This is a genomic window from Brachybacterium equifaecis (assembly GCF_023509525.1).
GTDB lineage: Bacteria > Actinomycetota > Actinomycetes > Actinomycetales > Dermabacteraceae > Brachybacterium > Brachybacterium equifaecis.
In genome coordinates, this window is record NZ_JAKNCJ010000004.1 from 132750 (window position 1) to 147733 (window position 14984).

Consider the following 14984-nt stretch of genomic DNA (forward strand, 5'->3'; position numbering starts at 1 on the left):
GCGTCTGAGGCTTCGTCCATCATGGGACTATGACCAATCTCGATGCCCTCGTCCCGCCGCATGAACCCGCGGAAGACACGCTCGCGTTCGCGGGGAAGGCGGCGCTGTCGATGGTCCCCGTCCTCGGCCCGCTCGCGGCGGAGACGCTCGCGCACGCGCTTGAGAGCCGACAGGCGCAACGTCAGCACGAGTTCAACGTCGCGATCGCCCGCGCCCTCACGTCCGCGATCGAGCAGCTCGATGAGACCACCACGATCGAGGACATCGTCGGCTCGGACGACTTCATCGCCGCGGTGACCCGCGCACAGCGCGCCGCGGCCGAGACCGCCAGCCAGCAGAAGCGACAGCGGCTCGCCGCGGCGGTCGCCAACGGCGGCAGCTGGGCACCTTTCGCCGCGACCGAGCGCGAGCAGTTCACCCGGCTGGTCGACGAGTTCGACGCTCTCCATATCTGGCTGCTGCACTACTTCACAGACCCCGCCGGCTGGCTCCAAGCACGAGATCTCTACCAGCAGCACGCGAACATCATGATGGGCGGCATCGACGGCCCCCTCGGCTCCGCCTTCAACGTCCCTCAGAAGGTCTGGGACGGCCCGGTCAAGCAGGCTGCGGCCGATCTGGACCGCAACGGCCTGGCCTCCATCCCGCTCACGACGACGATGAGTGCGCAGGGCATCTTCGCCCCGCGCACTTTGAACAAGGGCCAGCGCTTCCTCGCCTTCATCAACGAAACCGAGTCGATCGCCGCCGATCCGCCGGCACAGCTCTGAACATGACCGCGCAGCTACCCCCAAACGTCCAGACGATCGCCGATCGGCTCGGAGAGGCCTGGGGCGAGACCGTCGACGTCGGCCCCGGATGGTTTGAGCTCATCACGCGCCTCGACACGCAGCTCGCCCGCCTATCGCCCGGCTACGTCCTCGAGCAATGCAAGACCAAGTACGGCACGCTTCGCTACTACGCCCGCCCCGAAGACTCGGAGGACGTCGACACCCAGATGACCTTCAACGAGATCATCCGGGACGCCGAAGACGAGAGCGCCCGCATCTGCGAGGACTGCGGCGAACCCGGTCAGCAGGTCGCTCTGCACGGTTGGATCTGGACGCTCTGCGCAACGCACACACAGCACCGACTCCGGAGCGAGCCCGCCCGATGAGCGACCCCACGGCACTGGACGACTACGGACTCCCGCCAGGGAGAGACTGCCCTGCCTGCGGGCAGCCGCTCGAGCCCGGACACATCGACGACAGCATCGCCCTCGTCTGGCTCTGCCCCACCCACGGCTTCATCGAACGCACTGACGACCCATTTCGCACGTAGGCGGCCGAAGGCTGAGAGAGAACTCAATGCTGACCGAACCGGTAGCGATGAGTCCGCCCGGAGCGCTCTGCGGAATCCCCATGGTTACCGGACCCAGCTTCCTCGCCGTGGACACTGTGGACCCGCGCATCGTGGCCTTCACGGCGAGCTTCGTCCGGTCTGTCCCCTCCCACACAGCCACAGGGAGCTAACGTCGTCGACGTGGGCGAGGCGCGGTGAACGATGTCGTTGTGCGACAGTAGGCTCGTGACGAGCGATCAGCGTGGTGGGGCCATCTCCCGAAGGGGCTCTGGGCACCTGCGCGGAAGTAGGGAGTGGGCGTGCCGATCGATCTGAAGCGCTTGGGCAACCGGACCGGGGAACCGGTGACCAATCCACGGGATATCTTCGACGCGCTCCCAAACACGCCGTGGCCACGTCTGCGCCTGGAACAGGGCGAGGTTCTGAAAGTGTGGCACGACCAGAAGCGCGCACAACGAGACGTCGTCATCAAGCAGAACACCGGCGGAGGAAAGACCGTCGTCGGATTGCTCATCGCGCAGTCCAGCCTCAACGAAGGGGTGGGGCCTGCCGTCTATCTTGCCCCTGACACGTACCTGGCCTCCCAAGTACTCAAAGAGGCCAGCGCGCTCGGTATCGCAGCGGTCGACGACTTTCAGAGCGAGGACTTCCGCGCAAGCAAAGCCATTCTGGTGACAACGCTGCAGAAGCTCGTGAACGGACGCAGCGTGTTTGGTGTCGTGGGAGGCGCCCGACCGACAGTGCCGCTGGGAGTGGTCGTCGTCGATGACGCCCACTCCGCTCTTGCGATCGCCAAGCAGCAGTTCACGGTCACCATACCTCGAGCGAAGCCGGTCTACCGCGAGCTACTCGACGTCTTCGCCGAATCGCTGAAGGAACAGAGCGCATCGGCCTGGCATGCCATCGACGGCGGCTTTGGCGGCCTTCCGCTGCGCGTTCCCTTCTGGACCTGGACAGCGCAACAGGACCGTGTCAGGGCGCTGCTGGACCCGCTGGGTCGTGACCAGGAGGAGAAGTGGATCTACTTCTCCTGGCCTCTCACGTCGCCGGTGCTGGACCTATGCACCGCAACGGTCACCAGCGATGCGATTGAGATCGCCCCGCCCTGCGCCCCGATCGAACTGATTCCGTCGTTCAGGAACGCCACACGCCGCGTGTATCTGACCGCAACCCTCTCCGATGACGGTGTGCTCGTCACCGACCTTGCAGCGGATCCCGCAGATGTGCTGACTCCGGTCACCCCTGATCGTGCTGCCGACCTTGGCGACCGGCTAATTCTCGCCCCACTGGCATTGAACCCATCGCTGGGTGAGGACGCCGTCCGGGAGATGGTGAAGGAGTTCTCAAGGGGCCAGTGGGTAGCCGGGGGCGGGGAGAACGAATCCCAACGCATCAACGTGATCGTCCTGGTTCCCTCAGACAAGCGCGCGACGGAGTGGGCGCCGTACGCCGATCACACCTACCGGGTCGGTGATCTGGATGCGGCAGTCGATCGCCTCAAGGCGGGGGAATGGCTCGGCGTCGTGGTGCTCGTCAATAAGTACGACGGGGTCGACTTGCCGGACGACGCGTGTCGGTTGCTGGTCATTGATGGGGTGCCATTTCCGCTCAGTCCGGGCGACGCGCGGGCGGCGGCTGCGCTTGCAGGTACGGACACGTTCGCGGCCCGGCAGACCCAGCGGATCGAGCAGGGCATGGGCCGAGGTATCCGAGACGCCGAGGACCACTGCGCAGTACTGCTGCTGGGAAGCACTCTTGCGCTCTCGCTGCGATCCCCGGCGGCCCGACAGCACTACTCGCCCGCGACCCGCGCCCAGATCAACCTGAGCCTAGAGCTTGCCGGGCAGATCCAGGGCGAGGGACTCTCCGGCGTCCGCGACGCTCTGATCCTCTTCCTCAGCAGAGACTCGGAGTGGCGACGGCTCAGCCGCGCTGCAACGGCAGGAGTCGAGTACGACCGAGCCGGTCGCGTCACGGATGTCGCGATCGCGCGCCGAAAAGGATTCGACCTCGCCCGGGCAGGCCGCCCGCACGATGCGGAGCAGACTCTCACCGACGGTATCCGAGCGCTGAAACCTTACGAACGGGGGTGGTACCAAGAGGAGGCTGCGGCGTACGCGCATCGTTACGACCCCGACCGTGCTCAGACCATCCTGCAAGAAGCTCGTCTGGCGAACATCAACGTGATGATGCCGGTGACCGCCATCCCGGTTCGCGTGCTCAGACCTAGCACCGCGCAGGCCAACGCCGCCAGCGCGTACCTGACCCGAAAGTATGCCTCCGGTGTCGAGCTGGTCCTTGCATTCACGACGATCTTGGACGCGATCGTCTATGACCGTGATCGGGTGGCCGTCGACGCCGCTGAGCAGGCATTCGAAGACCTTGGCTTCCACCTCGGATTCGAGGCGGAACGACCCGACAAGCGCTACAACACCGGCCCCGACGGGATCTGGTCGGTGTCCGACACGACCCAGCTGCTGATCGAGCTGAAGACCGGCGTCCATCGCGACGATGCCAGGATCATCAAGTCCGAGCTGGACCAGGCGTCCGGGCATATCAACTGGCATCGGGAGAACTACGGTGCCGACTGCACGGCCGTCTCGATTCTGGTGCACCCATCCCGGTTCTACGATCCCCTCGGTACGCCGGCGCCCAACACCGTGGTTCTGGAGCAGGCGGTGGTCGATTCGATCCGGGAGCGCGTGCTCACATTCGCACGAGCGATTGCCGTCGGGAACAACTGGACAAGCGTCGACGCCGTGAAACAGCACCTGATCGCGAACAACCTCGTCGGGCGCAACGCGCTCACCTACCAGGCGCCGAGCCCCGAACCCAGCGCTGCGTTCGTACTAAATCCCCATTCCGAACAGGCGAAGGCGGCGGAGCGTGCACGGCGCGAGGAGCTAGACAGAGCAGCGGAAGAAGGGAGCCCGGGAGTACAGGATGCAGGCGAGACGCCGACAGAGTCATCAGACGCACCCCGTACCAGCCGCCAGGTCGCCGACCGCGACTGACTCTCCTCTCAGCGTGGTCGCGGAGGCCGCTGGCTAGAACGCCAGATGCCAGTTACACCGGAAATCGGACAGACCCTCCGCCTGGTGGGGTGCGGATCGGACACCTCGGCTACCGGGAAGGACTGGGCCGACAACACCGTCGCCATCAACAGCTCGAGCGGGGTGGTGAAGTCGAGCTCGCAGCGCTCTACGCACGGGCCGACCAGCTCGCTCCCAGGCGGATCCTCCTTGCCGATGAGGACTTCCACGGATCCTTGCGCTAGTTTGTGATCATGAGCTCAAAAACAAGGGGAGGGGTCCACCGCTCGGGGGCCGTGCCACGGGTGGGATTCCAGCGTAGCCGTGGGTGGAACTCGTGAGGGTCGCGATCGCGGGCGCTGGGGTCGGCGGGCTGGCCGTCGCCGGGGGGTTGCTGCGTGCGGGGGCTGACGTGCGGGTGTTCGAGCGATCTGAGGCTGCGATGACGAGCGGCTTCGCCCTGTCCCTGTTCGAGAACGGCTTGCGAGCCTTGGATCGTCTGGGGCTTGGCGCTGCCACCAGGGCTCTCTCGCCGGCCGCTGCGCCCCGGGTGACAAGTGGCATCCGTAACCACAAGGGGCGCTGGATCTCACGGTTCGGCCCCGACGTCACGCGGAGCACCCATCTGGTTGCCCGCGAAGCTCTGTCGGCCGTGCTGCGCGCACCTGTGGAGGATCGCGTGGAGTACGGACGTCAGGTCGTGGCGGTGGAGACTGGCCAGGTCACTCTCGCGGATGGCCACTCCGAGGGGGGCTTCGACCTGGTTGTTGTGGCAGACGGCGCCAGGAGCCTCCTGAGAACGCGTTGGCCTCACGACCCGGGCTTGCGCTACGTCGGCGTTCACGCCTGGCGGGGACTCACCCGCGGCCCTGTCGAGGTCGGTGGGTTGGGCGAGATCTGGGGGCACGGGCGCTTGTTCGGGCTGGCGCCGTTGCCGGATGGACGCATGTACTGGTTCGCGACACTTCGAGTTTCGGAGGATTCGCCTCCAGAGGCGTCGGTCGCTGCGGTCCGGGAAGCCTTTGGACGATATGACCTGCCCGACGTCGGATCCGTGCTCGCGACCACGGATGACGATCGGGTGGCATGTCACCCGATCACGGAGATGCGCTCTCCTTGCCCGTCCCTGGTTCAGGGGCGGGCCGTGCTGGTGGGTGATGCGGCCCATGCCATGACACCCAACCTTGGCCAGGGCGCAAATCAGGCCCTGGAGGACGCAGCGCTCTTGGTGCACCAACTCTCGCCGGTTGCGAGGAGCGTCCGCCCTTCCCAGGAGGAGGTGGGGTTCCGACTGCAGGAGTGGGACGTTGCGAGACGATCGCGTGTCCGGGTCGTGGCAAGCCGCTCGAGCCGCATCGGCAGGGTGACCCAGATCAGCACACCGCTGGGGTGCACCATCCGTAACACGGTGATCGGTTGGGCGCCGGACCGCCTGCTGGATGAGGCCGCCGTGAAGCTTCAGGCGTGGGACGTCGTTGATGGGTGAAGCGCTCTCTGGGCGCCGGGCCGCCGGCCGACGACTGACCCCTACGCAGGTTCGGGACATGTTCACCCGCGTCGCGCCCCGCTACGAGATCGGCAACACAGCGATGACCTTGGGGCTGAGCCGACTATGGCGCCGGGAGATCATGCGGCGATCCAGACTTCGGCCAGGCGACGTCGTGCTGGACCTGGCCACGGGGACCGGGCAGTTGGCACGGGATGCCTTGACTGCCGAGCCCGACAGTCGGGTGATCGGCGCCGACCTCACGCCGGCCATGCTGGAACAGGCGCGGGAACGCTCACCAGGGCGCCCGATTGTGTGGGCGTGCATGGACGCGCACAACCTTCCCTTCCCGGACAGCTCGGTTGATGTGGTGACCCACGGATACCTGTTGCGCTATCTCGACCTGGAAGCCGGCCTGCGAGAGCAGCACCGCATCCTCGTTGACGGCGGACGACTGGTCGCCCTGGAAACGTCCCCCGGGTCGCCCACGCGCGCGGGACGAATCGCCGCACGAGTCACATCGTTCTGGCCCAGGATGGTCGGTCGGATGGTCGGCCAGCCGGGGGACTACGAGTACCTCCAGGACTCCTCACTTGCCTTCGTCTCGCCCGACGAGGTCGTCGAGGCACTCCGGCAGGCTGGATTCAGTGAGTGCGGTTACCGTCGCTACTTGGCGGGCATGCTGACTGTCTTCTGGGCGACCAAGCGAAGCTGACAGCAGCACCAGTTCTCTCAGGTGGATGCGCTGAGGCGGCGTAGGGTGCTGATCATGTCCCACCGGAGGAGCCCGCTGAAGGGCCGGATGACCCTCCAGTAGGCGCCGAACGCCCGCCGGGCCGACCTGTCCGTGGACTCGCACAGAGTGCGAGTCTCGACGAGTGTTCTGTTCCCCTCGACGGGGTGCAGAGCCCACTCCATCCCGTACTTGAGCCAGCCAGGCTCCGTGAAGGACTGGACCTGGTCGAGCGAGTCGACCGGGGCGTGCTGCGGCACGAGCGACCACGGCTTGCCCACCATGACCAGCAGCAGGCGATCCGGCGGGTCCTCCGAGAGAACGGCCCCGGCGCGCTCGGTGAAGGTCTCCACGAGGCGGTCGCCCAGGACGCCGGGGGCAAGCCGGCGGATTCCCAGCAACGGGCGCGTCGCACTGAGATCAGTCCAATGCATCCGCTTGAGCGCATCCCAGACCACAGCTGGAGGAGCTTCCACGATCCCGCTGTGATGTTCCGAGAACTGAAAGCCGGCCAGCACCTGGTGCAGGGGCGGTGTCGGCGCCGCAGGGGTTATTGTTTCCATAGTCAAAAACTAGCACGGCAGGATGGTTGGCATGGCAAGACCAGCACGCTTCACCCATGACGGGATCCTCGACGAGGCCGCCGAGGTCGTGGCGCTCCGCTGGCGAGACGCGACGGTCGCCGAGGTTGCCGATCGACTCAGGACCCCCCCGAACTCCATCTACTACCGCTTCCCGTCCCGCCATGCCCTGTTCGGATCCCTGTGGCTGCGATCGGTGCAGCGGTTCCACGTCGGCCTGCTGGAGGCACTGACCCTTCCTGACCCAGGTCGTGCCGCCGAGGAGGCAGCCGCGCACATCCCGCGCTTCTCGAGGCAGAACCCGCTCGACGCGATCGCCATGACGCTCTACCGACAGCACGATCTCGTCGAACTCGTACCGAGCCCGCTGAGCGACGAGGTCAGGAACGTCAACGACACTGTGAGAACAGCCATGGTCGACCTCGCTCAGCGACGTTTCGGACGCACCGACACAGACACGCTGTCCCTCGTCGCCGTCGCATGCCAGGAGACCGGGTACGGCCTCGTCCACAGATACGTCCGCCATGGAATCACCATGCCCCCGTGGCTCGACGACGCGGTCCGCGCCTCATGCACGGCCATTCTCGCCCTCGGCGACTGAACAACACCCAGAGACAACCGACCCTGCCCCAGCGCGCACGTTGGCGCGATGCAGGAGGCGGGCCGATCAGGAACTCGGGCCGGGTCAACGTCGACCGGTGGACACCGTTCTCGCAGCCTCGATGGAACACTGCCGGACGCCAAGGGGGTCCCATCCCACTTGGGCTGATCCTCCAATGTTCAATCAGTTCGGGCGACGATCGTCGGCGCCTCCCTCGCCGGGGGTCTGTCGGAAAGTTTGTGTGTGAGGGGTTCGGCGTGATCGGTTCGGCTTCGGTCGGACGGGAAGATGAATCACGTCATGAGCACTGAATTGAAGACAACAACTGAGCAATCCGAGACCGTCGATCTGCGAACCGGGGAGGTCCTTCCTGCGCCGCCGAATATCATCGCGGTCGCGGAGCAACTCGTGGCTGCCGCTCGTGGTCAAGGGATCGAACTGACTGGCCCGAACGGGCTGCTGACGGGACTGACCCGGCAGGTCCTGCAGTCCGCGTTGGAAGCGGAGCTGACCGAGCACCTTGGCTACGACCCGGGCGATCGGGTCGGGAAGCAGACGCCGAACAGCCGGAACGGATCCACGCCGAAGACGGTGCGGACCGAGATCGGCGATCTCACGATCCAGGTCCCGAGGGACCGGGCGGGCACGTTCGCGCCGGTGGTGGTGCCCAAGCATCAGCGCCGGATCGCGGGGTTCGACGAGGCGGTGATCTCGCTGTATGCGAAGGGCATGACCACCGGCGATATCGCCAAGCACCTCTCCGATCTCTACGGATCAGACGTCTCTCGTGATCTGGTGTCGACGGTGACCGACAAGGTGCTCGGCGACATGCAGGAATGGCAAGCCCGTCCGCTGGACGTCGTCTATCCCGTGGTTCTGATCGACACGCTCGTGATCAAGGTCCGCGACGGGCAGGTCGCCAACCGGCCTGTCTACGTCGCTGTCGGCATCGATCTCGAGGGTCACCGTGACGTTCTCGGGTTGTGGATGGGACCGACCGGCGGGGAGGGCGCGAAGCAGTGGATGAACATGCTCACGGAGCTGCGCAACCGTGGTGTCGCCGATGTCTGCATCGTCTGCTGCGACGGACTCAAAGGCCTCCCCGATGCGATCACCGCGATCTGGCCCCTCGCAACGGTGCAGCAGTGTGTCGTGCATCTCGTGCGGAACTCACTTCGATACGCGTCGAAGAAGTACTGGTCCAAGATCACCGGGCAGCTCCGCGAGGTCTATACCGCTCCGACCGTCGCAGCGGCCGAGGCGAGATTCGCGGAGTTCGCCGAGCAATGGCGGAGCCTGTATCCGGCGATGATCCAGATGTGGGAGAGCGCGTGGGGCGAGTTCGTGCCGTTCCTGAAGTTCCCGCCCGAGATCAGACGCCTCATCTATACGACCAATGGGATCGAGTCGCTCAATGCCAGGTTCCGGCAGGCCACGAGACGCCGCGGGCACTTCCCCAACGAGCAGGCGGCGATGAAGGTGCTCTACCTGACGGTGCTCGAGCGGCGCCCGAATCGCACGAACCCGACCGGGCAGATCGCCGGCTGGAAAGCTATCCTGAATACCCTATCCATCACCTACGGCGACCGCCTAGGAATCAACTAAGCCGAAGCCCCATACACAAAGGAACGGACAGACCCCGGCCTGGACGAGAGCGGCACACCGCGCCGCCCCGACCCACTGCCGGACGGCTGGGACGAATACGTCGAGGACAGCTGGGACGCCTGGAGCCTGACCTTCCACCGACTCTGGCCCGTCGACGAGCCCATGACCACCAATGAGCTCGGCGCCGTCCTGGCCGACCTCTGCCGGCTGATGAACGCCTGGATGCGCTCGATCGGCGTCAACTGGGGCCTCACCGACGACGACCAGGAATACATCTTCTGGGAGAAGGACCGCTACTAGGTGTACTGACCGGGGACGTTAGTCGACGCTTGCGGCGCTGGTAGAACTCGCGTCAGGGCCGCGGCATCGCCGGTGACATCCACGCCCTGCGCGATAGCGGCGGGCAGAGGCATTGCGCCTTGTAGGAGGGCAACCAGTACCGGCCCGGGGCCTGTAACACCCGCCAGGGGGCTGACATCGCGCTGGCAAGGGTCCACCGTGATGGTCCCGTCGGCGGCGGTGAGGTCGAAGCCGTCGTCGAAGGTGCCGAACCGGATCAGGATCGGTGGCTCGTCCGGTCTGTGATCCGCGAGGAGGAAGCGTGCCGGTTGGCTGAGCCAGTGCATCTGGAAGATCGCATCACTCGGCGCGTCTGGAACCGTCGGTGCACCCCACTTCAGAAGCTCGCGCAGCACTCCGTCCAGGGCCCGGCCACGCTCGGTAAGCCGATACGTTGGCGTGCCCGGGGTTCCCGGGGCGGGCTCGCGGGCGACGACACCGTTGGTCTCGAGGTCCCGCAGACGCTGGGTGAGCAGGTTTGTCGCGATGCCAGGCAGGCCGCGCTGGACTTCGCCAAAGCGCAATGCGCCCCCGATCAGCAGCTCACGCACGATCAGGAGAGTCCACCGGTCACCGACGACATCCAGGGCGCGAGCGATCGAGCAGAGCTGTCCGTAGGACTTCACCTGAACCCCCTTGACTTTATCAAGTGCCTGCTTGAGAGTATCAAGCACCATTTTCACACCAAGGAGAGCCATGCCCGCCACCCTGTCTTCTGCCTCACCTCAGACCCTCAAGGACTACTACCGGATCCTCGAGTCCGGCATCGACAGTTACCAGAATGGGGCTGACCTACGGCCTCTGCTGGGTGACCACCTCGACTTCACGGGCTCCCTCGCTGGACACCTCCCCGACGCCACCGATGGCTTCCTGGGCGGGGTTGCCGGTTTCATTGCGACGGTCAAGCAGATCGAGATCATCCACGACGTGCACGGCCCTAACGGCTCCGCCGTGCTCTATACGGCGACCATGCCCGGCGGTCCCATGACCTTCGCGGAGTTCTTCACCTTCGACGGCGGACGCATCGCGTCCTTGAACCTTCACTACAGCGGCCCCGAGTACATCGAGAAGGGTGGACGATGACAGCACAGAAGGACCTGGTCGAGCGAGTTCGTGACGCGCTAAGAGCTCGCAACCCTCGTGAGGTGTCGATGTTCGGGGGAGTGTCGTTCATGGTCGAGGACCGGATGGTCGTCGCCGCTCGTCGGGAAGGGACACTCCTGCTACGCATCGACCCCACTGACGCGGAAGACCTGCTCACCCGCCCTGGTGCTCACCCTGCGCTCATGGGCGCAGACCGCCCCATGGGCGACGGCTGGATCTGCGTCGAGCAGGCCGCACTACAGGGACCTGGGCTCGAGTCCTGGCTCGAGCCAGCACTCACCTTCCATGCAGCGCAAGGCGCCGAGTAGAGATCTCTACTCCAACTCCATCATCCGGTGGCCGGTCGCAAACGCGGCCGGCCACCGATCTATCTCAGGAGGCACTTTGAGTCATCGCAATGCCGCGCTGACCCCACGTCATCGTCTACGAGTCGCACGCCTCGTCATCGAGGAAGGATGGCCGATCAGCAAAGTCGCTGCCCGCTTCCAGGTGTCGTGGCCAACCGTGAAGCGGTGGGTCGACCGCTACCTTGCTGGCGAGCCGATGCAGGACCGGTCGTCACGGCCGAAATCTTCGCCGAACAAGACGAGCAAGAAGACGACAAAACGGTGCGTGAGCCTACGAATGCGCCTGAGGGAAGGGCCTGTTCAACTCGCAGCCCGACTCGGCATCGCCCCGGCCACGGTCCACCGCATCCTTACGACCGCGCGCATGAATCGACTTTCCTACGTCGACCGTGCCACCGGCGAGCCGATCCGCCGATACGAACACGACCACCCTGGCTCGCTCGTGCACGTGGACGTCAAGAAGCTCGGGAACATCCCCGACGGTGGGGGCTGGCGCTTTGTCGGCCGACTCCAAGGCGAACGCAACCGCGCCGCCACGCCCGGGAAGCCGAAGAGCAAATGGCACAACCCAAAGCTCGGGTACGCGTTCGTGCACACCGTCATTGACGACCACTCCCGCGTCGCGTACACCGAGGTCCACGACGACGAGACCGCCATCACCGCCGTCGCCGTCCTGCACCGGGCGGTCGAGTGGTTCGCAGACCGCGGCGTCACCATCGAACGGGTGCTGTCTGACAATGGCGGGGCATACCGGTCACACCTGTGGCGCGACACCTGCGAGGCCCTATCGATCACCCCGAAGCGGACCCGTCCGTACCGGCCGCAGACCAACGGAAAAGTGGAGCGCTTCTACCGGACCATGGCCGACGGGTGGGCGTACGCCCGCTGTTACACCACCGAGCAAGAACGACGTGACGCCCTGCCGGACTGGCTGCACCAGTACAACGAACACCGTCCGCATACCGCCTGCGGCAACCAGCCGCCCTCCTCGCGATTGATCAACGTGCCCGGTCAGTACATCTAGAAGACCGGTGCCCCCGAAGAGGCATCCGCGCTCGCGTACATCGTGATCGAGAAGGAGAAGATCGACCTGCACACGATCCGCTTCGTCGGGGCGGACGGTTCGCTGCTGGACGACTCCGCCGGCGTCGGGTGGGCGATGCGGGTGGTCCGGCTGCTCGAGGTTCCCGTGATGGCACTGCGCCACCTGGCCGATGTCGGCGGGCCGCTGATCTCCCCGCAGGAGGCTGAGCTGCCCGCAGAGTTCGGCGAGATGCGGGTGCGCGGATACCTCATGCTCGGACACCTGATCGCGCCGGTGCGCGAGGATCCCGCGGATGGGCAGTCTGAGGCCGAGGACTCGGAGAGCTGAGCACCTGACGGACTGGAACGGCGGGCTGCGGGACATCACCTGGTGTCAGCGCCCGCCGTCTCCTGCATCTGCACCCCTCCCGGAGGACCCCATGAACCCCGACCTGCCGTATGTCGCCACCGGAGGCGTGAGACCCCTGCCTTCATCATCCCCATCGTCGCGATCGGGCTCTTGATCGGCTTCTTCGCGTGGATCGCCATCGCGCTCGGCGGCTACTCCCCGTCCACCGTCCGCGAGCGCCGTATCAAGGGCGCGGCGGTCGGCGTCGTCGCCCTCCTGCTGTGTGGCGGCGGCACCGCCATGGTCATCTCCGACGCCGACAACTTCCCGCAGATCCGCGACGTCGAGGACTTCCACTCGTGGGCCGACGGCCGCTACCTCGAGGACTTCACGGACGCCGACGCGCAGCGGATCGCCGACATGATCGGCGGATCGCCGACATGATCGGCGCGCGCTCCACGAAGCCCGTCATCACCGAGGACGGCACCGCGGTCGGCTACCTGCACGACGCAGGCAGCGGCCGGCTGATCCTCACGGGCGCGAGCGGCGACGAACTCACGCGCGAGGCTCGCTGACCGCCATGGACGCCGACCTTCCCTATCCCGCTTCCGGCAGCATCCTCACCATCGGCACCGGGGCCTCCCTCCTGTTCCTGTTCCTGGTGTTCGGAGGGCTCACGGCCGCCTGCCTGGTGTCCTCGGGGAACGGAGAGCCCGTCCCCGCGAGGGCGCGCCTCGCCCGCATCGCCGCTGCCTCCCTCGCAGTCGCGGCATTCCTCTGCATCGGAACCGCGGTCCTGATGAGAGCCGACAGCGATCCCCGCATCCGCGACGCCACCGGGTCCTTCCACGTCTGGGCCGACGAGCGCTATCAGGAGCACTTCACCCCAGAGGACGCCCGGCGCATCGCCGCGATGATCAACAACGGAGACGACGACCCGGTCATCACGGACCACGGGACGCTGGTCTCCTACGCTTACGACGCCGACGCCGACCGCCTGGTGCTGATCGGTGGCGACGGCGCCGAGCTTCCCCTGCGGTTCCCCGCGCGCTGACTGCCGCCCGTTCGTGCTGCGGCACATACCCCGGCATGAGCACCAAGATCAGCGCCGGCGCCGAGTCCGCCCGCGAGAACGCACGCAAGGCCGACGGCAAGTTCGGCAGCTACCAGTCCCCGAGGGCCGACGGGGTGGATCTCGCGGGCCTCGCTGCGGACCCGTTCGCCGGACGCCGCAACCTCTCCGAGATCCCCGAGGAGGAGCGCCCCCGCATCCTCGTGGACGTCTCCCGCTTCGAGGAGGACGACCGCGGCAACCAGTTCTCGATGCCGCGCGAGGAGGTCGACATCACCGACTACGTCCAGGAGCGCCCTGAGATCCTCGATCAGATCGCATCGGAATACGACATCCCGCTGGACGGCGATCTCGAAGGGGATGACTTCTCCGTCTACTCGTACGACAGCGTGCACTCCGACGCTGTGCTCGAGTGGAGCGGTGTTCGCGGCGGCAGCCGAGGCACCGACATCGACATCTCTGGCGGCGTCGCCAAGTACCTCGAGCAGTGCCGCGAGCTGAACGTCCGCCCCCTCTCGGACGATGCGGACCACGAGTTCCGGATGCGGGTGCGCGCCACGACGATCCGCAGCGAAGCGGCCGAGGAGGCCAAGCGCGCGATCCAGAAGGCCGTCGCGAAGACGCACTCCGCCCGGGACTGGATGACCCCGAAGCAGCTCGCCGCGCAGTCCGCCCGCCTGATGTACCAGGAGCTCCTCAAAGAGGAGGCGATGGAGTCAGTCGACGGACTGCGCGCGGAGGGGCGCGAGATCGGTGCCGCCTACGTCGTCATCGAGAACTCCGAGGACGAGACCGAGACCCTCTCCGCCTTCCCCCGCTACTTCACCGCCGACGGCGAAGAGGTCGAGCCTGACGACCCGACCTCTGACGCGGCCCAGGCGTGGGCGGGCGTGGACCTCCAGACCCTGCACGGCGAGATGACCGGCGACGTCGATCGCAGAGGGCTGGAGGCGAACGCACTGCCCTCGAGCGTCCAGAAGAGCGCCGCCGCGATCTACCGATGCGTGCCGGAGACCGCGCAGGACTGAGCGGACCAGACCGGGAATGACCGGCCGCCGGCGGGAACATCCTGCCGGCGGCCGGTCCGTGTCCAAGGAGTCGAGAGCGCGTCGGCGCGGGACATCACCCAGCAGATCGAGACCGAGGAGGGAGAGCACGATGGCGAAGCGCAGCCGCCGCAGCCGCGAGCGGACACCGGGCTTCACGCCGACCTCGAACCCGGAGCTCGCCTCCGCCATGCGCGAGCTGCGCCGGTCCTCTGCCGCATCCCGCCACACGCCGCTGCCGCGCAAGGGATCCCGGCAGGAGCGGAAGGCGCAGGCGATCCGCGATCACCGCGAGGCCTGAGGCCTGTCGCACAGCGCCGGCGGA

General features: G+C 66.4%; 19 protein-coding genes. 17 read left to right on the top strand and 2 right to left on the bottom strand.

The features are described 5' to 3' along the window. The first annotated feature begins 29 nt into the window (after positions 1-29). The 5 genes from Bequi_RS09670 to Bequi_RS09690 all read left to right on the top strand — a co-directional run bounded on the left by Bequi_RS09670 (position 30) and on the right by Bequi_RS09690 (position 6574). Positions 30-770, top strand: coding sequence for a hypothetical protein (locus Bequi_RS09670; RefSeq protein ID WP_249737726.1), 741 nt, complete (start codon positions 30-32; stop codon positions 768-770). 2 nt (positions 771-772) lie between these two features. Then, positions 773-1156 carry a hypothetical protein gene (locus Bequi_RS09675; protein ID WP_249737727.1) on the top strand — a complete coding sequence of 128 codons (384 nt, stop codon included), beginning with the start codon at positions 773-775 and terminating at the stop codon, positions 1154-1156. A 484-nt stretch (positions 1157-1640) separates the two neighbouring features. Continuing rightward, a complete protein-coding gene (locus Bequi_RS09680) occupies positions 1641-4355 on the top strand; it encodes a helicase C-terminal domain-containing protein (RefSeq protein ID WP_249737728.1) in 2715 nt (904 codons plus the stop codon). Between the two features lie 355 nt (positions 4356-4710). Beyond that, entirely contained in the window at positions 4711-5859 is a 1149-nt protein-coding gene (locus Bequi_RS09685) for an FAD-dependent monooxygenase (protein WP_249737729.1), read from the top strand. Next, positions 5852-6574 carry a class I SAM-dependent methyltransferase gene (locus Bequi_RS09690; RefSeq protein WP_283774884.1) on the top strand — a complete coding sequence of 241 codons (723 nt, stop codon included), beginning with the start codon at positions 5852-5854 and terminating at the stop codon, positions 6572-6574. The genes Bequi_RS09685 and Bequi_RS09690 overlap by 8 nt, the downstream gene beginning before the upstream one ends. Before the next feature lie 17 nt (positions 6575-6591). On the opposite strand, the gene Bequi_RS09695 is transcribed toward Bequi_RS09690, so the two are convergent. Beyond that, positions 6592-7026: a hypothetical protein gene (locus Bequi_RS09695; RefSeq protein WP_249737731.1), complete on the bottom strand. Its 435-nt coding sequence runs from the start codon at positions 7024-7026 to the stop codon at positions 6592-6594. 160 nt (positions 7027-7186) lie between these two features. Here Bequi_RS09695 and Bequi_RS09700 point away from each other — a divergent pair, with 160 nt between their 5' ends. The 3 genes from Bequi_RS09700 to Bequi_RS09710 all read left to right on the top strand — a co-directional run bounded on the left by Bequi_RS09700 (position 7187) and on the right by Bequi_RS09710 (position 9679). Continuing rightward, positions 7187-7774 carry a TetR/AcrR family transcriptional regulator gene (locus Bequi_RS09700; protein ID WP_249737732.1) on the top strand — a complete coding sequence of 196 codons (588 nt, stop codon included), beginning with the start codon at positions 7187-7189 and terminating at the stop codon, positions 7772-7774. Positions 7775-8074: 300 nt separating this feature from the next. Continuing rightward, positions 8075-9379, top strand: coding sequence for an IS256 family transposase (locus Bequi_RS09705; protein WP_249737733.1), 1305 nt, complete (start codon positions 8075-8077; stop codon positions 9377-9379). A 162-nt stretch (positions 9380-9541) separates the two neighbouring features. After that, positions 9542-9679, top strand: a complete 138-nt coding sequence (locus Bequi_RS09710; protein WP_249737734.1) for a hypothetical protein — start codon at positions 9542-9544, stop codon at positions 9677-9679. Here the strand turns inward: Bequi_RS09710 and Bequi_RS09715 are convergent. Next, positions 9676-10416, bottom strand: a complete 741-nt coding sequence (locus tag Bequi_RS09715; protein WP_249737735.1) for a winged helix-turn-helix transcriptional regulator — start codon at positions 10414-10416, stop codon at positions 9676-9678. The genes Bequi_RS09710 and Bequi_RS09715 overlap by 4 nt on opposite strands. On the opposite strand from Bequi_RS09715, the gene Bequi_RS09720 reads away from it, so the two are divergent. The 9 genes from Bequi_RS09720 (at position 10415) to Bequi_RS09755 (ending at position 14960) form a co-directional block, all read left to right on the top strand. Next, positions 10415-10801, top strand: coding sequence for a hypothetical protein (locus Bequi_RS09720; protein ID WP_249737736.1), 387 nt, complete (start codon positions 10415-10417; stop codon positions 10799-10801). The genes Bequi_RS09715 and Bequi_RS09720 overlap by 2 nt on opposite strands. Then, entirely contained in the window at positions 10798-11130 is a 333-nt protein-coding gene (locus tag Bequi_RS09725) for a TfoX/Sxy family protein (protein ID WP_249737737.1), read from the top strand. The genes Bequi_RS09720 and Bequi_RS09725 overlap by 4 nt, the downstream gene beginning before the upstream one ends. Before the next feature lie 76 nt (positions 11131-11206). After that, on the top strand, positions 11207-12193 hold the full coding sequence (locus Bequi_RS09730; RefSeq protein WP_249737738.1) for an IS481 family transposase: 987 nt from the start codon (positions 11207-11209) through the stop codon (positions 12191-12193). A 42-nt stretch (positions 12194-12235) separates the two neighbouring features. Beyond that, entirely contained in the window at positions 12236-12541 is a 306-nt protein-coding gene (locus tag Bequi_RS09735) for a hypothetical protein (RefSeq protein WP_249737739.1), read from the top strand. Positions 12542-12712: 171 nt separating this feature from the next. Beyond that, on the top strand, positions 12713-12985 hold the full coding sequence (locus Bequi_RS09740; protein ID WP_249737740.1) for a hypothetical protein: 273 nt from the start codon (positions 12713-12715) through the stop codon (positions 12983-12985). Further along, positions 12982-13116 (top strand): hypothetical protein, encoded by a 135-nt coding sequence (locus tag Bequi_RS14255; protein WP_283774886.1) that lies wholly within the window; start codon positions 12982-12984, stop codon positions 13114-13116. Before Bequi_RS09740 ends, Bequi_RS14255 begins: the two co-directional genes overlap by 4 nt. Positions 13117-13121: 5 nt before the next feature. Continuing rightward, on the top strand, positions 13122-13595 hold the full coding sequence (locus Bequi_RS09745; RefSeq protein WP_249737741.1) for a hypothetical protein: 474 nt from the start codon (positions 13122-13124) through the stop codon (positions 13593-13595). Positions 13596-13630: 35 nt separating this feature from the next. Further along, the gene (locus tag Bequi_RS09750) at positions 13631-14641 is read left to right on the top strand and encodes a hypothetical protein (protein ID WP_249737742.1); all 1011 of its coding nucleotides are present in this window, start codon (positions 13631-13633) and stop codon (positions 14639-14641) included. Positions 14642-14771: 130 nt separating this feature from the next. Continuing rightward, entirely contained in the window at positions 14772-14960 is a 189-nt protein-coding gene (locus tag Bequi_RS09755) for a hypothetical protein (RefSeq protein ID WP_249737743.1), read from the top strand. The last annotated feature ends 24 nt before the right edge of the window (positions 14961-14984 follow it).

Coding starts and splice junctions, on each gene's coding strand:
- Bequi_RS14255 (WP_283774886.1), top strand. CDS start 12,982: ATGATCGGCGCGCGCTCCACGAAGCCCGTCATCACCGAGGACGGCACC.
- Bequi_RS09670 (WP_249737726.1), top strand. CDS start 30: ATGACCAATCTCGATGCCCTCGTCCCGCCGCATGAACCCGCGGAAGAC.
- Bequi_RS09715 (WP_249737735.1), bottom strand. CDS start 10,416: ATGGCTCTCCTTGGTGTGAAAATGGTGCTTGATACTCTCAAGCAGGCA.
- Bequi_RS09705 (WP_249737733.1), top strand. CDS start 8,075: ATGAGCACTGAATTGAAGACAACAACTGAGCAATCCGAGACCGTCGAT.
- Bequi_RS09675 (WP_249737727.1), top strand. CDS start 773: ATGACCGCGCAGCTACCCCCAAACGTCCAGACGATCGCCGATCGGCTC.
- Bequi_RS09755 (WP_249737743.1), top strand. CDS start 14,772: ATGGCGAAGCGCAGCCGCCGCAGCCGCGAGCGGACACCGGGCTTCACG.
- Bequi_RS09695 (WP_249737731.1), bottom strand. CDS start 7,026: ATGCATTGGACTGATCTCAGTGCGACGCGCCCGTTGCTGGGAATCCGC.
- Bequi_RS09725 (WP_249737737.1), top strand. CDS start 10,798: ATGACAGCACAGAAGGACCTGGTCGAGCGAGTTCGTGACGCGCTAAGA.
- Bequi_RS09720 (WP_249737736.1), top strand. CDS start 10,415: ATGCCCGCCACCCTGTCTTCTGCCTCACCTCAGACCCTCAAGGACTAC.
- Bequi_RS09710 (WP_249737734.1), top strand. CDS start 9,542: ATGACCACCAATGAGCTCGGCGCCGTCCTGGCCGACCTCTGCCGGCTG.
- Bequi_RS09690 (WP_283774884.1), top strand. CDS start 5,852: ATGGGTGAAGCGCTCTCTGGGCGCCGGGCCGCCGGCCGACGACTGACC.
- Bequi_RS09750 (WP_249737742.1), top strand. CDS start 13,631: ATGAGCACCAAGATCAGCGCCGGCGCCGAGTCCGCCCGCGAGAACGCA.
- Bequi_RS09745 (WP_249737741.1), top strand. CDS start 13,122: ATGGACGCCGACCTTCCCTATCCCGCTTCCGGCAGCATCCTCACCATC.
- Bequi_RS09700 (WP_249737732.1), top strand. CDS start 7,187: ATGGCAAGACCAGCACGCTTCACCCATGACGGGATCCTCGACGAGGCC.